At 65.0% G+C, this 23,078-nt stretch carries 17 protein-coding genes; 10 read left to right on the top strand and 7 right to left on the bottom strand.

Annotated features, from left to right (window positions below; translation table 11 throughout):
* Positions 1 to 15: 15 nt before the first annotated feature.
* Complete coding sequence (gene purL, locus CVS48_RS21295) at positions 16 to 4,065, bottom strand: phosphoribosylformylglycinamidine synthase (protein ID WP_100856181.1); 4,050 nt, start codon at positions 4,063 to 4,065, stop codon at positions 16 to 18.
* A gap of 353 nt (positions 4,066 to 4,418) precedes the next feature.
* On the opposite strand from purL, the gene CVS48_RS21300 reads away from it, so the two are divergent.
* The 3 genes from CVS48_RS21300 (at position 4,419) to CVS48_RS21310 (ending at position 7,357) form a co-directional block, all read left to right on the top strand.
* Entirely contained in the window at positions 4,419 to 4,952 is a 534-nt protein-coding gene (locus tag CVS48_RS21300; protein WP_100856182.1) for a TRAP transporter small permease, read from the top strand.
* Positions 4,949 to 6,247, top strand: a complete 1,299-nt coding sequence (locus tag CVS48_RS21305) for a TRAP transporter large permease (RefSeq protein ID WP_100856183.1) — start codon at positions 4,949 to 4,951, stop codon at positions 6,245 to 6,247. Before CVS48_RS21300 ends, CVS48_RS21305 begins: the two co-directional genes overlap by 4 nt.
* 81 nt (positions 6,248 to 6,328) lie before the next feature.
* On the top strand, positions 6,329 to 7,357 hold the full coding sequence (locus CVS48_RS21310; RefSeq protein WP_100856184.1) for a DctP family TRAP transporter solute-binding subunit: 1,029 nt from the start codon (positions 6,329 to 6,331) through the stop codon (positions 7,355 to 7,357).
* A gap of 433 nt (positions 7,358 to 7,790) precedes the next feature.
* On the opposite strand, the gene greB is transcribed toward CVS48_RS21310, so the two are convergent.
* The 3 genes from greB to CVS48_RS21325 all read right to left on the bottom strand — a co-directional run bounded on the left by greB (position 7,791) and on the right by CVS48_RS21325 (position 10,412).
* On the bottom strand, positions 7,791 to 8,333 hold the full coding sequence (gene greB / locus CVS48_RS21315) for a transcription elongation factor GreB (RefSeq protein WP_100856185.1): 543 nt from the start codon (positions 8,331 to 8,333) through the stop codon (positions 7,791 to 7,793).
* Positions 8,334 to 8,406: 73 nt separating this feature from the next.
* Positions 8,407 to 9,252: a 3',5'-nucleoside bisphosphate phosphatase gene (locus CVS48_RS21320; RefSeq protein ID WP_100856186.1), complete on the bottom strand. Its 846-nt coding sequence runs from the start codon at positions 9,250 to 9,252 to the stop codon at positions 8,407 to 8,409.
* Positions 9,253 to 9,479: 227 nt separating this feature from the next.
* On the bottom strand, positions 9,480 to 10,412 hold the full coding sequence (locus CVS48_RS21325; protein ID WP_419191432.1) for an alpha/beta fold hydrolase: 933 nt from the start codon (positions 10,410 to 10,412) through the stop codon (positions 9,480 to 9,482).
* A 323-nt stretch (positions 10,413 to 10,735) separates the two neighbouring features.
* Here CVS48_RS21325 and cfa point away from each other — a divergent pair, with 323 nt between their 5' ends.
* Positions 10,736 to 11,923 (top strand): cyclopropane fatty acyl phospholipid synthase, encoded by a 1,188-nt coding sequence (gene cfa / locus CVS48_RS21330; RefSeq protein ID WP_100856188.1) that lies wholly within the window; start codon positions 10,736 to 10,738, stop codon positions 11,921 to 11,923.
* A 75-nt stretch (positions 11,924 to 11,998) separates the two neighbouring features.
* Here cfa and CVS48_RS21335 read toward each other — a convergent pair whose 3' ends face one another.
* Positions 11,999 to 13,657, bottom strand: coding sequence for a GMC family oxidoreductase (locus CVS48_RS21335; protein WP_100856189.1), 1,659 nt, complete (start codon positions 13,655 to 13,657; stop codon positions 11,999 to 12,001).
* A gap of 222 nt (positions 13,658 to 13,879) precedes the next feature.
* On the opposite strand from CVS48_RS21335, the gene CVS48_RS21340 reads away from it, so the two are divergent.
* On the top strand, positions 13,880 to 14,767 hold the full coding sequence (locus tag CVS48_RS21340; RefSeq protein ID WP_100856190.1) for a LysR family transcriptional regulator: 888 nt from the start codon (positions 13,880 to 13,882) through the stop codon (positions 14,765 to 14,767).
* Positions 14,768 to 14,855: 88 nt separating this feature from the next.
* Here the strand turns inward: CVS48_RS21340 and CVS48_RS21345 are convergent, their stop codons facing one another.
* A complete protein-coding gene (locus CVS48_RS21345; protein ID WP_100856191.1) occupies positions 14,856 to 15,836 on the bottom strand; it encodes a Bug family tripartite tricarboxylate transporter substrate binding protein in 981 nt (326 codons plus the stop codon).
* A gap of 86 nt (positions 15,837 to 15,922) precedes the next feature.
* Positions 15,923 to 17,107 (bottom strand): NAD(P)/FAD-dependent oxidoreductase, encoded by a 1,185-nt coding sequence (locus CVS48_RS21350; protein ID WP_100856192.1) that lies wholly within the window; start codon positions 17,105 to 17,107, stop codon positions 15,923 to 15,925.
* Positions 17,108 to 17,220: 113 nt separating this feature from the next.
* Between CVS48_RS21350 and CVS48_RS21355 the strand changes: the two genes are divergently transcribed.
* From CVS48_RS21355 to nirD, 5 genes are all read left to right on the top strand, one after another.
* Complete coding sequence (locus CVS48_RS21355) at positions 17,221 to 17,844, top strand: helix-turn-helix domain-containing protein (protein WP_100856193.1); 624 nt, start codon at positions 17,221 to 17,223, stop codon at positions 17,842 to 17,844.
* Between the two features lie 92 nt (positions 17,845 to 17,936).
* Positions 17,937 to 19,019: a flavodoxin family protein gene (locus CVS48_RS21360; RefSeq protein ID WP_100856194.1), complete on the top strand. Its 1,083-nt coding sequence runs from the start codon at positions 17,937 to 17,939 to the stop codon at positions 19,017 to 19,019.
* A gap of 62 nt (positions 19,020 to 19,081) precedes the next feature.
* A complete protein-coding gene (locus tag CVS48_RS21365) occupies positions 19,082 to 19,741 on the top strand; it encodes a low affinity iron permease family protein (protein ID WP_100857789.1) in 660 nt (219 codons plus the stop codon).
* A 362-nt stretch (positions 19,742 to 20,103) separates the two neighbouring features.
* Positions 20,104 to 22,677 carry a nitrite reductase large subunit NirB gene (nirB, locus tag CVS48_RS21370; RefSeq protein WP_100856195.1) on the top strand — a complete coding sequence of 858 codons (2,574 nt, stop codon included), beginning with the start codon at positions 20,104 to 20,106 and terminating at the stop codon, positions 22,675 to 22,677.
* Positions 22,677 to 23,051, top strand: coding sequence for a nitrite reductase small subunit NirD (gene nirD, locus CVS48_RS21375; RefSeq protein WP_100856196.1), 375 nt, complete (start codon positions 22,677 to 22,679; stop codon positions 23,049 to 23,051). The genes nirB and nirD overlap by 1 nt, the downstream gene beginning before the upstream one ends.
* Positions 23,052 to 23,078 lie beyond the last annotated feature (27 nt).

Raw genomic sequence — 23,078 nt, forward strand, 5'->3', positions numbered from 1 at the left:
GCGTGTCTGGATGAATTACTTCAACCAGGCGCGCGCGTTGCGGAAGATGCGCATCCAGGGGCTGTACGCGCCGCCCGTGTCCGCGTTGCCCCATTTTTCGGGCGCCCAAGACATCATGACGTTGCGGGTCACGCGCTCGGGGTGCGGCATCAAGACCGTGAAGCGGCCATCGGCCGTGGTGACGGAAGTCAGGCCGCCGGGGCTGCCGTTCGGGTTGAACGGATAGGCTTCGGTGGGTAGTCCACGGTTGTCGATGTAGCGCGCGGCGGCCAGCACGCGGCTGGCGTCGCCTTGCTGCGAGAAGTCGGCATAGCCTTCGCCGTGGGCCACGGCCACCGGAATACGGGCGCCTTCCATGCCGGCAAAGAAGATGGACGGCGACTTGGCCACTTCCACCATCGACAGGCGCGCTTCGTACTTTTCCGATTGGTTGCGCGTGAAGCGCGGCCAGTGCTCGGCGCCCGGAATCATCGGGGCCAAGGCCGCCATCATCTGGCAACCGTTGCACACGCCCAGCGCGAACGTATCCGGACGCGCGAAGTACGCGGCGAACTGATCCGACAACTGGCTGTTGAAGCGGATGGTGCGCGCCCAGCCTTCACCGGCGCCCAGCACGTCGCCGTAGCTGAAACCGCCCACGGCCACCAGACCTTGCATCTGCGCCAGGTCCACGCGGCCGGCCAACAGGTCGGTCATGTGCACGTCGATGGCTTCGAAGCCCGAGGTATCGAAGGCCCAGGCCATTTCCACCTGGCTGTTGCAACCCTGCTCGCGCAGGATGGCCACGCGCGGACGCTTGCCGGTATTGATGAAGGGCGCGGCAATGTCTTCTTGCGGGTCGAAGGACACGTTCGGGCTCATGCCGGGGTCGGTCGTATCGTTCCAGACGTCAAGTTCGGCTTGCGCGCACGCCGGGTTGTCGCGGCGGGCCATGATGCGGTAGGACACTTCGCTCCAGGCGCGGCCCAGTTCAGCGCGCGGCTGGCCCCAGACCTTCTTGCCATCGCGATAGAACTCGACTTCGTCGGCGCCGTTCAGGCCGCCAATGACGTGCGAGTGGGCCGACAGGCCGGCGCCACGCAGCACTTGCATGACGGCGTCGCGTTGCGAGGCCGGCACCTGGATGACGGCACCCGCTTCTTCCGAGAACAGCGCCTTCAGCGTCAGCTCTTCGCGTTGCACCTTCACTTGATCCGGGCGGATCTTGTAGTCGCCCCAATCCGCCGATTGCGGATCGAAGGTCAGCATGTCCAGGTTCACGGACACGCCGGTGCGGCCGGCGAAGGCCATTTCGGTCAGCGTGGCGAACAGGCCGCCGTCGGAACGATCGTGGTAGGCCAGGATGGTGCCGGCTTCGGCCAGCGTGCGGATCGTGATGAAGAACGCGCGCAGGTCTTGCGGCGCGTCGATGTCCGGCACGGTTTCGCCGATCTGGTTGTACGTCTGCGCCAGGATCGAGCCACCCATGCGGTGACGGCCACGGCCCAGGTCAATCAAAATCAGTACGCTGTCGCCCGCGTCGGTGCGCAGTTGCGGGGTCAGGCTGGCGCGCACGTCGGCCACTGGGGCAAACGCCGTCACCACCAGCGACACCGGCGCCACCACCTGACGCTGCTCACCGTCCTGTTCCCAGGACGTCTTCATGGACAGGGAATCCTTGCCCACCGGAATGGACAGGCCGGTGGCCTGGCACAGTTCGCTGACGGCGGACACGGTGTCATACAGCGCGGCGTCCTGGCCGTCGACGCCGCAAGCGGCCATCCAGTTGGCGGACAGCTTGATGTCTTCCAGGCGCGCCACGTCGGCGGCGGCCAGGTTGGTCAGGGCTTCGGCCACGGCCATGCGGCCGGACGCCGGGGCGTCGAGCATGGCGATGGGGGTGCGTTCGCCCATCGACATGGCTTCGCCACGGAAGCCTTCGTAGTCGGCCAGCGTCACGGCGCAGTCAGCCACCGGCACTTGCCACGGGCCGACCATCTGGTCGCGGCTGGACAGCCCGCCCACGGTGCGGTCGCCGATGGTGATCAGGAAGGACTTGTTGGCGACGGTGGGGTGACGCAGCACGCGGTAAGCGGCTGCGGTCAGGTCGATGCCGGCCAGATCCAGCGGCGCGGACACGCCAGGCAGGCGGCGCACGTCGCGCGTCATGCGTGGCGGCTTGCCCAGGATGACGTCGATCGGCACGTCCACGGGACGCACTTCGGCGTCGCCTTGCGGGCGAATCGTGTCCAGGCCGGGCAGGCCCTCGCCGTCCACCACGCGCAGTTGGCGTTCTTCAGTGGCCACGCCCACCACCGCGTAGGGGCAGCGTTCGCGGCGGGCGATGGCGTCAAAGCGTTCCAGGTCTTTCGGCAGAATCGACAGAACATAGCGTTCCTGCGATTCATTGCTCCAGATTTCGGCGGGCGACAGGCCCGACTCTTCCAGCGGCACGCGCTTCAAGTCAAAGATGGCGCCACGGCCGGCGTCGTTGACCAATTCCGGGAAGGCATTGGACAAGCCGCCCGCGCCCACGTCGTGGATGGCGATGATGGGGTTGTTCTCGGCCTGCTGCCAGCAGCGGTCGATGACTTCTTGCGCGCGGCGTTCGATTTCCGGGTTGCCGCGCTGGACGGAATCAAAGTCCAGTTCGGCCGAGTTGCTGCCCATGCTGATGCTGGAGGCGGCGCCGCCGCCCATGCCGATACGGAAGCCCGGGCCGCCCAGTTGGATCAACAGCGCGCCGGGGGGAATCACGTCTTTGTGGGTCAGGCCCGCGTCGATGCTGCCCAGGCCGCCCGCGATCATGATGGGCTTGTGATAGCCCCAGCGCGTGCCGCCGGCGGTCTGCTCGAACGAACGGAAGTAGCCCAAGAGGTTGGGCCGGCCGAATTCGTTGTTGAACGCGGCGCCGCCGATGGGGCCGTCGATCATGATGGACAAGGGCGAGGCGATGCGCTCGGGCAGGCCGTGGTGGTCGGCTTCCCAGGGTTGCAGCGCGTCGTCAAAACGCAGGTGCGACACGGTGAAGCCGGTCAGGCCGGCCTTGGGCTTGGAGCCACGGCCGGTGGCGCCTTCGTCGCGGATTTCGCCGCCCGCGCCAGTGGACGCGCCCGGGAACGGGGCGATGGCGGTCGGGTGGTTGTGGGTTTCCACCTTCATCAAGGTGTGCACGGTGGTGTCACGGCGGATGTACTTGGCGCCGTCAGCGCCCTCGCCCGTGACGCCCGGCACGCCGGCCTGGAAGCGCTGCGCGGGGCCGCCGGCCATGATGGCGGCGTTGTCCGAATACGCCACGACCGTGCCTTCCGGCTGCGCCTTGTGCGTGGCGCGGATCATGCCGAACAGCGTGTTGGGCTGCGACTGGCCGTCGATGACCCATTCGGCGTTGAAGATCTTGTGGCGGCAATGTTCGCTATTGGCCTGCGCGAACATCATCAGTTCCACGTCGGTGGGGTCGCGCCCCAGGTCGGTGAAGGACTTGGCCAGGTATTCGATTTCGTCTTCCGACAGGGCCAGGCCCAGCGACACGTTGGCCTCGGCCAATGCCTTGACGCCATCAGCCTGCACGCCGACGGTGCGCATGGGCTTGCCGGCCAGCGTCTGGAACAGCGCCTGGCCGTCGAAGCTGGCGTCAACCACGGTTTCGGTCATGCGGTCGTGCAGGCAGTCGGCCGCGCGCGCCAGCATGGCGTCGTCAAACGACTTGGTGCCGAGCAGGCCGCGTTCGGGGGTGATCACATAGCGCACGCCGCGCTCAATGCGGTGCACCGATGACAAGCCACAGTTGTGGGCGATGTCGGTGGCCTTGCTGGCCCAGGGGGAAATGGTGCCCAGGCGCGGAATGACCAGCAGCGACAGGCTTTTGGCGGGCGCCTCAGCCGTGCTGGGCGTGCCGTAATCCAGCAATTGGGTCAGGTGTTGCTGCTGTTCGGCCGTCAGGGCGGCGTCGGTGCTGACGAAGTGCTCGTAGCGAGCGGAGATGTCGGCCACCGGCAGGCCGGCTTCCTTTAGTTGCGCCAACAGGCGATCGCGACGAAAGGAGGACAGGACGGAGGAACCAGGCAGATGCTGAACTAGGGACACGATGCGGGCGCCGTATAAGGATGGGAGCAAAACGGGATTTTACCTGTTTAGGGGGTTTTCCCGGAGCCGTTATTCAAGAAGCTTGCAAAGCCCTTGTTTTCCCTAGTGTTACAAAAGAATTCTGACGACGATTAACCAGGATGGTGCATAGCAATATCGGCTTGAAGCCACGGTGTCATCGCGAAATATCCAGCGTCTTAACGCCGCGCCACAGAATCGTCTGACGCAATGCAGCATGTTGTTGTCGCCCCGCACCACGGGAAAACACGAACACCCTCGCCCCAAGGGCGACGGTAGGATGCAGCGACCCAATTCATAAAGCGGGCCCCCGCGCCCAAGCCGTCGCCGCACCCATGTCCCGCCCTGAAGCCTCCATCGAGCCCGTCGAACCGATCCTCCCCGTTGAACCCGATCCCGCCGTAAAGGTGCCGCTGGCCATTGAAAAATGGTTGGCCGTGATTCTGCTGGCGACGCTGGCGCTGATCACCTTCGCCAACGTGCTGGTGCGCTATTTCACGGACCAGTCGTTCGCCTGGACCGAAGAAATTTCGGTGTTCCTGCTGATCGTGCTGACTATGGCGGGCGGCAGCGTGGCCTTTGTGCGCAACCACCATATCCGTATTGAAATCCTGGCGGATTCCGGTTCACCGCGCCGCCAGCGCATCATGGCCTTGATTGCCAACGGCTGCGTGCTGGCGTTCTTCGTGCTGCTGACCGTGCTGTCGGTGAAGCTGGTGTCCGACGAATTCATGTACGAAGAAACGTCCCCCGCTATCGGCGTGCCGACCTGGTGGTATTCGATCTGGCTGCCGGTGATGGCGGCAGCAATCTCGCTGCGCACCCTGGGCATCATCCGCCGCATTCTGCAGACCGCGGGCAAGCCATGATCGTCTCGCTGCTGTTCATTGTCTTCATCGTCCTGATGCTGATCGGGGTGCCGGTGGGCGTGGCGCTGGGCATCGGCGGCACCATTGCCATCGTGCTGTCCAACCTGGATACGCCCTGGTATGGCTTGTTGGCCGTGCCGCAGAACTTCTACGCGGGGCTGGCCAAGTACCCGCTGCTGGCCATCCCCATGTTCGTGCTGGTCGGCTCCATCTTCGACCGGTCCGGCGTGGCCAAGCGGCTGGTGGATTTTGCGATTGCCATCGTGGGCCGCGGCCCGGGCATGCTGCCGCTGGTGTCGATTGCGGTGGCCATGTTCCTGGGTGGCATTTCGGGGTCAGGCCCGGCCTGCGCAGCGGCGGTGGGCGCGGTGATGATCACCGCCATGTCGCGCGCGGGCTACCCGGGGTCGTTCTCGGCGTCGGTCGTGGCGGCAGGCGCCGCCACGGACATCCTGATTCCCCCGTCGGTGGCGTTCATTATCTATTCGGTGCTGGTGCCCGGCGCGTCCGTGCCCGCGCTGTTTGCGGCCGGCATGATTCCCGGCCTGCTGGCGGGCTTTGCGCTGATCATTCCCGCCGTATGGCTATCGCGCAAATACAAGATGGGCGCGCTGGAATCCCACTTGCCGCGCCCGCCCTTCTGGGCAAGCCTGCGCGATGCTTCATGGGGCTTGGCCGCGCCGGTGCTGATTCTGGGCGGCATGCGCCTGGGCTGGTTCACGCCTACCGAGGCGGCGGTGGTGGCGGTGTTCTACGGCTTGTTCGTGGGCGGTTTCATTCACCGCACCATCAAGCTGCGCGACCTTTTCACCATCTTGCGCGAAGCCGCCGAGCTGTCCGCCGTGATCATGCTGGTGGTGACGCTGGCCGGCATCTTTGCGTGGGCGCTGTCGACGCTGAGCGTGATTGACCCGATCACCAACGCCATCGTCAATTCCGGCTTGGGCGAATGGGGCGTGCTGTCGCTGTTGATCTTGCTGCTGATGACGGTGGGCATGTTCCTGGACGGCATTTCGATTTTCCTGATTTTCGTGCCGCTGCTGATGCCGATTGCCAATGCCTATGGCTGGGATCCGGTGTGGTTCGGCGTGGTGCTGACCTTGAAGGTGGCGCTGGGCCAATTCACGCCGCCGCTGGCCGTGAACCTGATGGTGTCGTGCCGCATTGCCCGGGTGCCCATGGAGTCCACGGTGCGGTGGGTGGTGTGGCTGCTGGCTTCCATGTTCCTGGTGCTGGTGGCGGTGCTGGTGTTTCCGCAACTGGCGCTGTGGCTGCCGCATAAGTTGGGTTATTGATTTGGATTATTGAAGCGAAAGCAGGTCCGTAGCGATCTTGATTACAACAACAGACACACTCGCAAAGAGAGGAGACACCGTATGAACTTCCGCAACCTGATTGGCGCCGCGCTGTGCGCCGCCGCCGTGGTCGGCATGACGCCGGCGCACGCGCAGAACTACAAGTCCGAATACAAGCTGTCCATCGTGGTGGGCACGACGTTCCCGTGGGGCCAGGGCGCCGAGATCTGGTCCAAGCTGGTGCGCGAGCGCACCGACGGCCGCATCAACATCAAGGTGTACCCGGGCACGTCGCTGGTGCAAGGCGACCAGACGCGCGAATTCACCGCCATCCGCCAAGGCGTGATCGACATGGCGGTGGGGTCCACCATCAACTGGTCGCCGCAGGTCAAGCAGTTGAACCTGTTTTCGCTGCCCTTCCTGATGCCCGACTACGCTGCCATCGACGCGCTGGTGCAAGGCGACGTGGGCCGCGAGATGTTCAAGCTGATCGAAAAAGCCGGCGTGGTGCCGCTGGCCTGGGGAGAAAACGGCTATCGCCAGCTGAGCAATTCCAAGCGCGAAGTGAAGACGCCCGCCGACATGAAGGGCATGAAGCTGCGCGTGGTGGGTTCGCCGCTGTACATCGACACGTTCACGGCCCTGGGCGCCAACCCCACGCAGATGAGCTGGGCCGATGCGCAGCCGGCGCTGGCCAGCGGCGCGGTGGATGGGCAGGAAAATCCGCTGTCGATCTATACGGGTTCCAAGCTTTATACGGTGGGCCAGAAGTATTTGACGCTGTGGAACTACGTGGCCGACCCGCTGATCTTCGTGGTGAACCGCGAGGTGTGGAATTCCTGGTCGGAAAAGGACCGCGACATCGTGCGCCAGGCCGCGCTGGATGCCGGCAAGCAACAGATCGTGATTGCACGCAAGGGCGTCACGCCAAGCGACCCGTCGCTGCTGAAGGAAATCGAAGGCCACGGCGTAACGGTGACGTCCTTGTCGAAGGCCGAACACGACGCCTTCGCGAAGATCACGCAGCCGGTTTACGACAAGTGGAAGAAGCAGATCGGCGAAGACCTGGTCAACATGGCCGAAAAGTCCATCGCTGCGCGCAAGCAGTGAACAGGGTTGACGGCAACGTACTGATTTAGCAGCAAGCCCCAGGGGAACGACGGCGCAAGCCGCCAAATCGAGGCAGGGACGTTAGATCCCTCCCAACCAAACAGGCGCCAGCCAAAAGCTGGCGCCTGTTTCCTTTTGGGTGTTCGCCTTTAGGGCGGGAACGCCGGCGTCGGACGCGTTGTGGCGAAATTGTAGGATGGGTGAAGCGCGGGACGCTTACCAAAAGAAATTGAATGGGGATCGCGCGTAACCCATCTGACGGAGGCTGCGTTGTGGCTGAACCCGTTAAGAACTCCACCGCTGCTTGATGGGTTACGCGCGTTGTAGGGCGTTGTTCTTGTTTAAGGATTCTCGCGCTTCACCCATCCTACGGGTATGCCTCGGGCATCCTACGGGTATGCCTCGGGCATCTTACGGGTATGCCTCGGGCATCCTACGGGTATCGCACTTCCATGATGTCCAACTCTTCTATTCCGCCGGGGGTGCGTAGCACTACCGTGTCGCCTTCCCTGGCTTTGATCAGCGCGCGGGCGACGGGGGAAATCCAGCTGATTTTGCCGGCCAGGGGCTCGGCTTCGTCGACGCCGACGATGGTGACGGTGTGCTCTTCGCCGGCCTTGTCGCTGTACAACACCGTGGCGCCGAAGAATACCTGGTCGCGGTTGGGCTGCAAGGCGGGGTCGACGACTTCGGCGATGTCCAGGCGCTTGGTCAAAAAGCGCATGCGGCGGTCGATTTCGCGCAGGCGTTTCTTGCCGTACAGGTAATCGCCGTTCTCGGAACGGTCGCCGTTGGAGGCTGCCCACGACACCACTTGCACCACCGACGGGCGCTCTACGTTCATCAGGTGCGTCAGTTCGGCGCGCAGGCGTTCGTAGCCTTCGGGGGTCATGTAGTTCTTGGTGCCCACGGGCAAGGCTTGGGCTTGCGGCAGGTCGTCCTCGTTGTCGGACTCTTTAACAAAGGCTTTGTTCATAGCGGCTGCGCCGCAGTGGCGCGATCCCAATATCAATGGCTTGCAGGATGGGCGGCGTTGGTGACCGCCCGCGTCAGAACCAGTCGTGCCAGACCGGCTTCAGGTCGGACGGCAGCGACGGCAGGCGGCCCAGGTCGATCCGGCTTTCCTTGGGGCTGTGGAAGTCAGACCCGCGCGAGGCCAGGAAGCCGTAGCGGCGCGCCACCTCGGCATATTGGCGGGCTTCTTCCACGGTGTGGCTGCCAGTGGTGACTTCGATGCCCTCGCCGCCCAACTGCAAAAATTCGTCGAACAGCGCGGCGAATTGCAGCGGCGTGTACTTATAGCGGCCCGGGTGCGCGATGACGGCGCGACCGCCCGCGCCACGGATCCAGCCCACGGCTTCGGCCAGCGTGGCCCATTGCATGGGCACATGGCCGGGGCGGTCGTCGCCCAGATGCTTGGTGAATACGGCTTGCACGTCGGGGCAATAACCCGCCTCGACCAGATAACGCGCAAAGTGGGTGCGGCTGATCAATTCAGGGTTGCCGGCGAACGGCAGCGCGCCTTCGTAGGCGCCGGGCATGCCCATTTCAGCCAGGCGGTCGCCGATGCGCTTGGCGCGTTCGGCGCGGCCCGAGCGGGTCTTGCGCAAGCCTGCGATCAGGTCAGCGTTTTGCGGATCGAATTGCAGGCCCACGATGTGTACCGTCAGGCCTGCCCAAGTGACTGAAATTTCCACGCCGGTGGAAAACCGCATGCCCAGGTCTTGCGCCGCGCTGGCGGCTTCGGCCAGGCCGCCCACTTCGTCGTGATCCGTCAATGCCCAGACGTCGACGCCGTTGGCGTGCGCGCGCTGCGCCACGTCGCGAGGCGCCAGCGCGCCGTCGGACACAGTGGAATGGCAGTGCAGATCGATGTTCAGGGTGGGCGATTTCATCGGGCTATTGTAGAGAAGCCCCGGCACCCTGAATAGCGCCGGGGCGTCCCCCTAATCGCAGCGCGGACGCTCAGCCCAGCAAAAACGCCGGCACGGGGTCCAACGGGCTGTCAGCGATCAAGGTCGGCGCGTGCCCTACCTCGGCACTTGCTCAGCCCACCAGAAACGCCGCCACCGAGCCCAACTGGCTGTCGACGACCACGGTCGGCGCATGCCCCGGCACCTGCTCAGGCCAGCAGAAACGCCGCCACCGGCTCCACCTGGCTGTCGGCGATCAAGGTTGGCGCGTGCCCCACCCCCGGCATTTCCAGCGCTTGGGCGCGGGGGTTGCGTTTCAGCATCTCGTCCACCGTGGCGGGCGTCAGCAGGTCGGACTTTTCACCGCGCACGATCAGGATGGGGCACGGCACGGCGTCATAGGACCGCCACAGAATCTGTTCACCCGCCGCCAGCTCTTCCGGCGTTTGCGCGGCCAGCGCCTGGGCCAGCGCCAGGTCGTAGTGCTTGACCCATTTGCCGCCGAATTCCGGGTACAGGTACTGGGCCAGATCCGTCCATTGCGCGTCGGTATGCGGCCCGAAAGTCTCGGAATTCGCGCGCATGGTGGCCACCGCTTCCTCGAACGAGGCAAACTCACCCGGCTGGCCCACGTACTGGCCGATGCGCGACAAGGCGCCGGTTTCCAGGCGCGGCCCCACGTCGTTCAACACCAGCTTGTTCAACTGGATGCCGTGGCCGGGAGGCAGCATGCCCGCATGTGGGCGCATGGCCTGCATAGCGGTGGCGAACACCGCCGCGCCCGACAGCGCCATCGCGATCAAGCCGCCCATCGACGTGCCCACCCAGGCCAGCGTGGCGGGCCGCAAGCGCGCAATCAGCGTCACCATGTCGGACACGTACTGCGGCACTGTGTAGAACGCAGGGTTGACCAGCCAGTCAGAGCGGCCACGGCCCACCACGTCGGGGCAAACCACGCGATAGCGGCCGGCCAGGCGGCGCGCCAGCACGTCGAAATCTCGCCCGCTGCGGGTTAGACCGTGTACGCACAACAGCACCTGCTCGTTGGCGGGATCGCCCCATTCCCAGTAAGCCATCCGGTGCAAGCCGGCCGGGCTGGCGCAGGTGACGAATTCCAAGCGGGGTTGCAGGCTGGCGTCCAATCTAAACACTCCACGTATCGGCGGGCGCCGCAACGGCGGCCCACCAGGGCGCACTAGTGTAATCGCGTCAGCCGGACAATCGCATGACGGCGGCGGCGCGGCCGGGTGCAATTCAGACGCCGCGCCCCGTGCTGGACACTGCGCTCGCGCCTCGCTACGATCACCCCATTCTCATCGGCGCCCCCTGGTTGCGGCGGTACGGAATTGCCGTTGCCTATCAGGCCGATCCAATCATTAAATTGGAATCGGCCGCCGGTTAGGGGGAGAGTTATGAGCTTCAGGCATTGCCAGATCAGTCATCCCAAAATTGATATGGAGTCCGTATGCAGCAAAGCAGTCCTGTCTCTCCGCTGACCGCTGACCACTCATCCCCTGACGTCAGCCCCCCTCCCCCCGAACCGCCGAAAGTGCTCCAGGACGTGCTGTCCCGGGCCGACGTGCAGATCAACGGCACGCGCCCCTGGGACATTCAGGTGCATGACAGCCACATGTACGAACGCGTCTTTGCCAGTTGGTCGCTGGGGCTGGGCGAGTCCTATATGGACGGGGAATGGGACTGCGAGCAACTGGACGAGCTCTTCACCCGCCTGCTGCGCGCCGACATGGGCTCGGCCGCGCTGGGCGTGGCGCGCATCAAGCTGATTGCCGAGCACCTGCGCCACAAGCTGTTCAACCTGCAATCCAAGCACCGCGCCTTTGAAGTGGGCGAACAGCATTACGACGCCGGCAATGACGTGTTCGAAGCCATGCTGGACAGCCGCATGATCTATTCCTGCGCCTACTGGGAAAACGCCCAGACGCTGGAAGACGCCCAACTGGCCAAGCTGGACATGATCTGCCGCAAGCTGCAACTCAAGCCCGGCGAGACGCTGCTGGACATCGGCTGCGGCTGGGGCGGGCTGGCCAAGTTCGCCGCCGAGAACTACGGCGTGACGGTCACGGGCGTGACGGTGTCCAAGGAACAGTTGGCGCTGGCGCAGGAGCGGGTCAAGGGCCTGCCGGTGCAACTGCTGCTGCAAGACTACCGCGACCTGCAAGGCAGCTTCGACAAGGTCGTGTCGGTGGGCATGTTTGAACACGTGGGGCCCAAGAACTACGACACTTACTTCAGCAATGTGCAGCGTCTGATGGCGCCGGAAGGCGTGTTCCTCTTGCACACGATCGGCATCGCGGCCACCAGCCAAAGCACGGACCCGTGGATTGACCGCTATGTGTTCCCCAACGGCAAGCTGCCGTCCGCGCGTGAAATCGCATCCGCCGTCGAACACCGCTTCATCATCGAAGACTGGCACAACTTCGGCACCGACTACGACCGCACGCTGATGGCCTGGTGGGACCGCTTCGAGCGCGCCTGGCCGGCCTTGCAGTCACGCTACGGCACGCGCTTTTACCGCATGTGGAAATACTATCTGATGTGTTGCGCGGGTTTTTTCCGGTCACGCGAAGGCCAGCTCTGGCAAGTGATCCTGACGCACCCGCAACGCCCCGAGGTGTACCGCTCGCTGCGCTGAACGCGCGGCTTCAACTGCATTCCCATCACGGGGCGCGTCCAAGAGACACCAAGGACGCGCCCGACGCGGGCTTTCCTACGCGTCTGCCCGCGATTCTGCCCGCGCGTCTTCCAGGATCATGTCCGCGGCGCGCTCCGCGATCATGATGGTGGGCGAATTGGTGTTGCCTGATGTGATCAGCGGCATCACCGAGGCGTCTGCAATGCGCAGCCCCTCCAGCCCGAAGACACGCAGACGGGCGTCCACCACCGCGCCGCTGTCCGCGTTCTTGCCCATGGCGCAGGTGCCCACCGGATGGAAGATGGTCGTGCCGATCTTGCCGGCCGCCTCGCGCAATTGCTCGTCCGTCTGGTAGTCCGGACCGGGCAACCATTCCTCAGGCTGATAGCACTGCAAGGCGGGCGCGGCGGCAATGCGCCGCACCAGCCGGATGGAATCCGCCGCCACCTGGATGTCGGCTTCCGTGCTCAGGTAATTGGCCGCGATGACGGGCGCCGCGCCATCGGGCGTGCCCGCCGCCCCTTGGGCATGCACGCTGCCGCGCGAGGTTGGCCGCAGGTTGCACACGCTGGCCGTGAAGGCGTCGAAGGCATGCAGCGGTTCGCCAAACGCCCCCAGCGACAAGGGCTGCACATGGAATTCCACATTGGCGCGCGCCTGGCCGGGGTCGGACTTGGCAAACGCGCCCAACTGCGACGGCGCCATGCTCATCGGCCCGCGTCGGCGCAACAGGTATTCCAGGCCGATCCCCGCCTTGCCCAGCCACGACCCGGCGATTCGGTTCAGCGTCTTCACGCCATTCACCTTCAGAATCACCCGCAGTTGCAGATGGTCTTGCAGGTTCTCGCCCACGCCCGGCAAGGCGTGGCGCAAGCCGATGCCGCTTTCGCGCAGGCGCGCGGGTTCGCCGATGCCGGACAGTTCAAGCAGATGCGGGGTGTTGACGGCGCCCGCCGCCATGACGACTTCGCGGCGAGCGCGCACGGTAATCGTCCGCGGCGTGCCACGCTCCTTGCCCTTGCCTTCAAGCCGCACTAGCACGCCCACGCAACGCTTGCCCTCGAACAACAGTTGTTCGGCTTGCGCGCCGGTCATCACGTGCAGATTGGGCCGCTTCATCACCGGCCGCAAGAATGCCTTGGCCGTGTTCCAGCGCCAACCGCTACGCTGGTTCACTTCAAAATAGCCGCTGCCGAAGTTGTCGCCACGGTTGAAATCCTGAACCCGGGGGATGCCTTCCTGTTCGGCCGCGGCGGCAAAGGCTTCCAGGATGTCCCAGCGCAGCCGTTGCGCCTCGACCCGCCATTCCCCGCCCGCGCCATGGAATTCGTCGGCGCCACGGTGATAGTCTTCGCTGCGCTTGAAGACCGGCAGCACCTGGTCCCAGCTCCAGCCCGGGTCGCCGGACAGCGCGGCCCAGTCCTCGTAGTCTTCACGCTGGCCGCGCATGTAGATCATGCCGTTGATGGACGAGCATCCGCCTAGCACCCGGCCGCGCGGATAAATCAAGGAACGCCCGCCCAGCCCGGCTTCCTTGACCGTGCGGTACATCCAGTCGGTGCGGGGGTTGCCGATGCAATACAGGTAGCCCACGGGGATGTGGATCCAGTGGTAGTTGTCACGCCCCCCGGCTTCCAGCAACAGCACTTTCGTGTTGGGGTCCTGGCTTAAGCGGTTGGCCAGCACGCAGCCGGCCGAGCCCGCGCCCACGATGACGAAATCGTATGTCTCCATCAACCGTATGTCTCCATAAGCACTTGTTATCTGCTTTTATTTGTTTGCGGGGCATGACTTGCCGTGCATTGCTTGCCGTTCGTCGCTTGCCGTGCATCGCTTGCCGTCACCCGCGTCTGCGTGACTCTGGCGCAGCCGCCCCCACCTGTCCAATGAAAAGTTGAAATTCGGCTTATAAGCATCTTTAATAATGCTCACCCCCTTTCCGCAACGGACAGCGCCATGGACTTGAAGCACATCCGCACCTTTGCCGCCGTGGCGCGGGAAGGCAACCTGACGCGCGCGGCGGAACACCTGCATGTGACCCAGCCCGCGCTAAGCCTGCAACTGAAGAACTTCCAGGAATCGCTGGACCTGACGCTCTTCGCGCGCACCGCGCAGGGGCTGGCGCCCAACGCGGATGGCCGGGCGCTGCTGCCGTCCGCGCTGCGCATCCTGGACGCCATGGAAGATTTCCAACGCGCCATCGGCGCCCTGCGCGACACGGTACAAGGCGAACTGCGCATCGGCACCATCCTGGACCCGGAGTTCCTGCGTCTGGGCGCCACGCTGCAATACCTGGTGGAACACTATCCGAAGATCCGGCCCACGCTGCGCCATGGCATGTCAGGGTCCGTCGGCCGGCAGGTGCGGGCGGGCGATTTGGACGTGGGTTTCTATTTGGGGCCGGCAGGCGCAACGGGCGGCGCGCCCTTGCTGGACGTCTTGCCGCTGGCGTCGTTTACCTATTACGTGGTGGCGCCCAAGGGTTGGGGCGCGCAGGTGGCCGGCCGAGGCTGGCAGGAGATTGCCGCCCTGCCCTGGATCTGGACCCCGCCGGATTCCGTGCACCACCGCTTGCTGGCGGCCAAGTTCGACGCGCTGGGCATCGCGCCCAACGCGGTAGCCGAAGTGGATCAGGAAGCGTCCATGCTGGACTTGGTGCGCTCGGGCGTGGGGCTGTCCCTGGTGCGCGATTCGATTGCGCTGCGCGAATCCCAGGCGAATGGCTTGTTGTTGTTACCCGGGCTGGCGATCCCCGCCGAGCTGTCTTTCATTACCCAGGCCGCCCGCCAAGGCGACCCCTTGGTGGCGGCCGCCTTTGCCGCCGTCAGGGCAGCGTTTGGCTAAGGGCGTTGGCTTGGGCGCGTTCGGCTAAACGCATGCAGCCAAGCGAGCCCAAGCAACTGGGTTCAAGCAAGCGGGCTTAAGCAGACTTCTACTGCGCCTTGATCCCCGCGCGCTTGGCAATCTCCGCGAAGCGCGGCGTTTCTTCCTCGATGACCCGGGCCACGCTTGCGGCATCCATCGGCGTAGGGTCGAATCCGCTGGCGCGCAATTGCCTTTGCGTGTCGGGATCCTGCAACGCCTTGGTCAAAGCCGCGTTCAGCGTGGCGACCACGTCGGCCGGCACCCGCTTGGGTGCAAACACCGCGATCCAGGTGTCCATGCTGACGTTGGGATAACCGGCTTCGGCCACCGTCGGCACGTCAGGCAGGAAGGCCGAGCGCTGCGGCGTGGTCACGGCAATGGCCTTGATCTTGCCCGACTTGATCTGCGGCATCGCCGACACCACCGTGTCGAACAAAATGGGAATTTGCCCACCGATCAGGTCAGTCATGGCGGGGCCGCTGCCCTTGTACGGAATGTGCGTCATGTGCGTGCCGGCCGCGGCCTGGAACATTTCGCCCGCAAAGTGCGACACCGTGCCGATGCCGAACGAGCCATAGGAAAACTTGTCGCCTTCCTTGCGCGCGGCGGCCACCAGCCCCTTCACGTCTGAATACGGGGTTTGCTCGTTGGCCACGATGATCAGCGCCGCGCGGCCCACCATGCCAACGGGTTGAAAGTCTTGCGTCGGGCTATAGGGCAGCTTGGCGTACACGGCCGGGTTCACCGTGAAGGTGGTGCCCGAACTGAGCAGCAGCGTGTAGCCGTCGGGCGCCGCCTTGGCCACGGTCTGCGCGCCCAGAATGGTGCCCGCGCCGGCCTTGTTCTCGACAATGATCGATTGCTTGAGCTCTTCACCCAGCCGCTTGGCGATGATGCGGCCCAGCACATCGCCCGCGCCGCCTGGCGGATAGGGAACAACCAATTGGATAGGCCGTTGCGGGTATTCGGCGGCCTGCGCCGCCCCCGCGCCAGCCGCCAGGGTGATGGCGGCGCACGCCGCGACGAACTTCCTGCGTTGCATGAACATGCTTGTCCCCTTGTTGTTCGATGAGTCTTAGGCAGAAATCACTACATTCGGGTACCCGTCAGGGCCTATCAGTCAGCACGAATCACTCAACGCAGCCTAAGCGGCGTCATCAGGGATGGCGCCACGCCCTGGTCGATCAGTTCCACCGGCAAGGCTTGGCCGGTGACCAGCGACGCCGCCAATGCAGACACCCCTGCCGCCGACTGAATGCCATATCCGCCCTGCGCCGCCAGCCAGAAAAAGCCGCGCTGGGCATCGTCAAAACCCACCACCATGTCGCCGTCCGGCACGAACGAGCGCAGCCCGGCCCACACTTGCGAGGGCCGTCGGATGGTCAGCGTGGTGGCCGTTTCGATGTGATAGATGCCGGTCGCCACGTCCAGTTCTTCGGCCACCACATCGTGCGCGGCCACCGGGTCCGCGTTGGCGGGCGAACCCAGCAACTGGCCCGCATCGGGCTTGAAATAGAAAGACTCGTCAATGCCGACCACGGCCGGCCAGGCGCTGCAATCCACGCCTTCCGGCGCGGGGAACGTGAAGGCGCTGCGTCGGCAGGGTTGCAAGCCCACGGGCGCCACGCCGCAACGCTGGGCCACATCGTCGGCCCAGGCGCCCGCCGCGTTGACGACGATGCGCGCTTGCAGGTGCGTGCCGTCCTTCAGTCGCAACGTCCAGGTTTCGCCAGAGTTATCGCCTGATATTTCGCCCGACGGTCCACCTTCGGACCGCTGGCCCGACTCCAGTTCGGCGTTGCACCGCAGCACCACACCCTGCCGCCGCGCACCCGCCAGAAAGCCCTGATGCAGCGCATGCACGTCCAGGTCGCGAGCATCGGGTTCAAACATGGCGCCGCCCGCCACCGCCTCGGGCCGAATGCATGGCACGCGGGACAAGGCCTGTGCCGCGTCCAGCAACTGCACGTTGCCGGCCAACGCCTGCGCACCTTCGTAGGTTTCCATGAGCGTGTCGCGCTGGTCCGCGCTGGCGATGTACAGGCAGCCGCGCTCGTGCAGCAGCGGATGCTCGGTGAAGCCTTCGGGCGGCTGCTCATAAAAGGCACGGCTGGCGCGCGTCAGCGCCTGGATCTGGGGCGTACCATAGGTTTCCATGAACATCGCGGCAGAGCGGCCGGTGGAGTGATAACCCGGTTGCGCTTCGCGTTCCAGCAGCAGGACGCGCATCGGCGGCGACTCTGCCGTCAAGCGATAAGCCAAAGACGTACCGGCAATACCGGCCCCGATGATGACAACGTCAAACTGCTGCTCACTCATGGTGTTTCCATAATTCTCGTATTTGAGAATTCTCGGATATGACAAAATATCCGTCAACGAAAAAAGGCAGGCTGGCTTGGTGCCAGCCCGTGCCGCTAAGGGAAAGCACCAACATGCCGATCATCCGTCCGCCCTCGCCCGCCACCAACATCCTGGCTGACCGCAGCAGCCTGGGCATACGGCTGCGCGCGCTGCGCCGGGCGCGCTCCATGACCCTGAAGGAACTGTCGGCCCTGACCGGCGTGGCGCTGTCCACCTTGTCAAAGATGGAACTGGGGCAGGTGTCCATCAGCTATGCCAAATTCGCCGCCGTGGCGCGCGCGCTGGACGTCGACATCGCTGCCTTGTTCGGCCCGGTCACGGCCCCGGGAAAAGAGGCCAGCGACGGCCCCGCCCCCTCTGCCCTGCGCTGTACGCTGGCCGAATCGCCGGGCTACCTGACCGGCACCTACGACTACAAGCTGTTGGCCGGCCAGTATCCGCAGCGCAGCATGACGCCCATGTATGGCCGCATCCTGGCCCGCGAGGAGTCGGAGTTCGAGGACTACATGCGCCACGCCGGCCAGGAATTCCTGGTGGTGCTGGAAGGCGAACTGGAAATCCGCTTTGAAAACGGGGAATCGCTGGTGCTGACCAAGCACGAAACGGCTTACTTCGACAGCGGCGTGGGGCATATCTATTTGTCGCGCAGCCCCAAGCCGGCCGAAGTCATGGTGGTGATGACGGGCGGGCAGTAACAAACAGGCCAAACAGGTCGCCATAAGGGGCAGCCAGCCACGGGCACGCGGCTTGCTGGCTACGGGCCATCACCGTATCCAGTCAGCTTGCCATGACCGCACCCAAGCCCGATGTGCGTAAAGGCCAGTACACCGGCCCGCTTGCGCGCGACACCTTCAGGCAGCGCTTCATGCGCCGCTTTTACGACCCAGCTTTCCAGACGGAACAGGACGCGCTGAACCGCCTGGAAGCCATCGCCTGGGACGCTTATCAGGACGGTCGCAAGGCGCCCATCACCGTGAAGGCCGGCGCGGCCTACGCCGACCCGGATTACGACCTGTCGGTGGAATGGAAGGAAGCGCACGACCGCCTGGCGCAAACCGCCAAGACGCAACGCGACCCCGCCACCCGCTCGCGCGTGCTGGTGGTGGTGGGCGCGGCGCGCAACGACGGCACCTGTCCGGGCGAGGTCTCCAAAACCTGGCGCCTGGCCCAGATCGTCAGCGCAGAACTCGCCAGCGCCGACGTGCAAGCCGACATGCTGGACCTGAGCCGGCTGACATCCGAATACCAGCAACTGATCCATCCCTGTAAAGGCTGCGTCTCCACCGCCATGCCGCTGTGCCATTGGCCATGCAGTTGCTATCCCAACCACTCCCTGGGTCAGGACAACGACGCCATGAACGACATCTACGAACAGTGGGTGGCGGCGCACGGGGTGATCTTGCTGGCGCCGACCTATTGGTACCAATCGCCCAGCCCGTTGAAGCTGATGATCGACCGCCTGGTATGCGCCGATGGCGGCAACCCCGACCCCACCACCACGTCCGGCAAGGACGCGGCCAAGGCCAAGCGTATTGAACTGGACGGCTGGCCCTACCCCAAGCATCTGGCGGGGCGGGCTTACGGCCTCGTCGTGCATGGCGACGTGGCCGGCATTGAAGGCCAGCGGCGCGCCTTGAGCGACTGGCTGGACTGGATGGGCCTGATCGACGCCGGCGCGATGTCGCGGCTGGACCGCTACATCGGCTATTACCAGCCCTACGCAACCAGCCACGCCGACCTGGACCAGGATCAGGCCGTGCAGGAAGAAGTGCGCAACGTGGCGCGCGCGATGGCGCAATGCCTGCCACGCCTGCGCGCGGGAGAACTGGCGCCCCCTGATAAAGGGCTGCGCGAGCCTCGGCCCAAGTAAGCGTCACGTTGCTTATGCGGCGACAGGGATCGAACAGCAATGAGGATTGGCAAGTGATGCTCATGCAAGAAAAACCACAACCGACGACGACGGCCCCACAGCGGCAAGAAAAGCCCGACGAGACGGCGAAAGAGGCCGCCAAGGACCCATCGCGGCCCCCCAAAAAATCGAACGTCGTCACCAGGTTCTTTGACCATTTCGCGGCGCATGTCACGCATTGGGCGGGGTCGCCCATCGCGTTTGGCACGGCCTTGTGCGCCGTGCTGCTGTGGGCCGTTACCGGCCCCGTCTTCGGCTATTCCGAAACCTGGCAACTGGTGGTCAACACCGGCACCACCATCGTCACGTTCCTGATGGTGTTCCTGATCCAGCAAAACCAGAACAAGGACAGCCGCGCGCTGCACCTGAAGCTGGACGAGCTGCTGCTGGCCATGAAAGGCGCCGACGAACAATTGGTGGATGCCGAACAACTGGACGAAGACAAGCTGCTGGCCCTGGCCGCCGCCTGCACGGCGCGCGCCCGGGCCCAGGCGCGCGGCGGCCGTCGCAAGGGTCGCAATGGCCACGGAAAACCCGGCGGCAATGCCGGCAGCAAGGCTCACAACAACCTCGGCAGCAAATCCCACCGCCCCAAATCCGTCAGGAGCGCCAAGACCACGGTACGCGCCAGCCTGCGCGTGCGGCGCGGCGCGTTGCGTGTGGGCAAGGCCGCGCGCCACTGACGCGGCCCGCCCCGCCATGTTGCGCTGCGCCAAACCAGTGCGGCACGCACAACGGCTTGCACCGCTTTGAAGCATCCAACGATGGCGGTCGCTTCCTGCCCCACCCCGATCCGCCCCACCCCAATCGGCTTGCTCCCCGCCCGCATTCCGCGATTTCTCCTATGACGCCCCGCGTCCAAGCCTCGGCACACCGCCCCCCGGCCCTCTCTCCGACCCAACCTGGCATGGTCTTTGCTTAAGTTGTTCATGCAGGCCGCAAGGCCCGCGGCACAATTCAAGCAGTACCGGCAAAGGCGCCCCGACCGAAAGGTCCAGGGCGCTTTTTGTCTTTTGAAACCCAAACCACAAGCCCGGGGATATTCATGAAAGCAGCGGCCACTCCCGATTCCTTGCAGACCTTGGTGGTGATCGGCAACGGCATGGTGGGCCACCATTGCGTCGAACAACTGATCGCCCAAGGCGCGCTTCAGCGCTATCACATTCACGTCTATGGCGAGGAAACGCGCCGCGCCTACGACCGCGTCCACCTGTCCGAATACCTGAATGGCCGCGACGCCGAATCCATGTCGATGAGCGATGCCGCCTTCTACGAACGCGACGGGCTCACGCTGCATCTGGGCGAGCCGGTGCTGGACATCGACCGCCACGCGCGTGAGGTCATTACCGCCAACGGCCGCGTCGGTTACGACAAGCTGGTGCTGGCAACCGGCTCTTACCCCTTCGTGCCGCCCATCGCCGGCGCCGAGGGCGCGTCGCGCCTGGTGTATCGCAGCATCGACGACCTTGACCTGATCCGCGAGGCCGCCCAAGGCGCGCGCCGGGGCGTGGTGGTGGGCGGCGGCCTGTTGGGGCTGGAAGCCGCCAATGCCTTGAAGTCGCTGAACCTGGAAGCGCATGTGGTGGAATTCGCACCGCGCCTGATGCCGGTGCAGTTAGACGAGGAAGGCGGCGCCGCCTTGAAGGCGCGCATCGAGGCGCTGGGCGTGGGCGTGCATCTGTCGCGCGCCACGCAGGACATCAAGCCCGGCACGCAATATCGCTACCGCATGCGCTTTGCCGAAGGCGCGCCGCTGGAAACCGACCTGATTGTGTTTTCCGCCGGCATCCGCCCGCAAGTGGCGTTGGCGCGCAAAGCGGGCCTGACGCTGGCCGAACGCGGTGGCGTGGCCATTGACGACCATTGCCGTACCAGCGACGACAACATCTATGCCATCGGCGAATGCGCCGCCTGGAACGGCAGCGTGTTCGGCCTGGTGGCCCCCGGCTACCAGATGGCGCGCATCGCCGCGGCCGACCTGTGCGGCGCATCGGAACACACGTTCACCGGCGCCGACATGTCCACCAAGCTCAAGCTGCTGGGCGTGGACGTGGGCTCGATTGGCGACGCGCATGGCAAGACGCCGGGCGCGCGCAGCTACCGCTTTATCGATGAAGCCGGCGCCAGTTATCGTCGCCTGGTGGTATCGGCCGACGGCAAGCGCGTGCTGGGCGCGGTGCTGGTGGGCGACAACCGCTACTACGACACGCTGCTGCAATACGCGCAGAACGGCATTGCGCCGCCCTTGGATCCGGCCAGCCTGATCCTGCCCGCCAGCAGCGCCGCGCCCGCCTTGGGCGTGGATGCGCTGCCCGCCACCGCCACCATCTGCTCCTGTCACAACGTGAGCAAGGGCGTGGTCAGCGCCGCCATCGACGGCGGCTGCACGGACCTGGCCGGCGTCAAAAGCTGCACCAAGGCGGCCTCGGGCTGCGGCGGCTGCGCGGCGCTGCTCAAGCAGGTGGTGGAACACGAACTGTCCAGCCGGGGCGTGGCCGTGGACAAAAGCCTGTGCGAACACTTCGCCTATACGCGCCAGGAGCTCTACGCCATCGTGCGCGTGGGCGGCATTGAAACGTTCGAAGAACTCCTGGCCAGCCATGGCAAGGGCCACGTCGGCTGCGACATCTGCAAGCCCGCCGTCGGTTCCATCCTGGCCTCGTGCTGGAACCGCCCCATCCAGGAACCGCGCCTGGTGCCGCTGCAAGACACCAACGACACCTTCATGGCGAACATGCAGAAGAACGGCACCTATTCGGTGGTGCCGCGCATTCCGGCCGGCGAGATCACGCCCGACGGCCTGATCGCCATCGGCGCCGTCGCCAAGAAATACAAGCTGTACACGAAGATCACGGGCGGTCAGCGCATTGACCTGTTCGGCGCGCAACTGCACGAACTGCCCGACATCTGGAGCGAGCTGATCGCCGCCGGTTTTGAAACCGGCCACGCCTACGGCAAGTCGACCCGCACCGTGAAGTCCTGCGTGGGCAGCACCTGGTGCCGCTATGGCGTGCAAGACAGCGTGCGCATGGCGCTGGACATCGAACACCGCTACAAGGGCCTGCGCTCGCCGCACAAGCTGAAGTTCGCGGTGTCGGGCTGCACCCGCGAATGCGCCGAGGCGCAAAGCAAGGACATCGGCGTCATCGCCACCGAGAACGGCTGGAACCTGTACGTGTGCGGCAACGGCGGCATGCGTCCGCGCCACGCCGAACTGTTCGCCACCGACCTGGACGACGCCACGCTGATCCGCATCATCGACCGCGTGCTGATGTTCTACATCCGCACCGCCGACAAGCTGCAACGCACGTCGGTGTGGCGCGAGTCGCTGGAAGGCGGGCTGGACTATCTGAAAGACGTCGTGCTGAACGACAGCCTGGGCCTGGCCGCCGAGCTGGAAGCGCAGATGCAACTGGTGGTGGACCGCTACGAATGCGAGTGGGCCAACACCGTCAGCAGCCCGGAAAAGCTCAAGCGCTTTCGCACCTTCGTCAACGAGCGTGGCGGCGACCCGGACATTCAATTCGTGGAGGAACGCGGCCAGCCTCGACCCGCGCGGGCAGCCGAGCTTGATCGCAAGCCCGCGCGCATCATCCCCATTGCCGAGGAGATCGTCTGATGAATGCTTCAGCCCCCGACGCCGCTTCCGTTGTCGCTACCCCCACGCTGGCCTGGCGCGCCGTCTGCACCCGCGATGACCTGGTGGCCGATTCCGGCGTGGTCGTCTTGCTGGACGGCCAGCAGATTGCCTTGTTCTACGTGCCCGCAGCCGACGGCAACCCGCTCTACGCCATTGACAACCGCGACCCGAAATCCGGCGCCAACGTCATCGGACGCGGCCTGGTCGGCCACCTGGGCGGCAGCCTGGTGGTGGCCTCGCCGCTCTACAAGCAGCACTTCCGGTTGGCGGACGGCAGTTGCGTGCAGTACCCCGAACAGTCATTGCGCACCTGGCAGGCCCGGTTCAACGGCGACACCGTTGAAATCGCCTGAGCGCACGCGTTTCCCTTTTCACAATCA

Origin of the sequence: Achromobacter spanius, from assembly GCF_002812705.1 — a bacterium.
Lineage (GTDB): Bacteria > Pseudomonadota > Gammaproteobacteria > Burkholderiales > Burkholderiaceae_B > Achromobacter > Achromobacter spanius.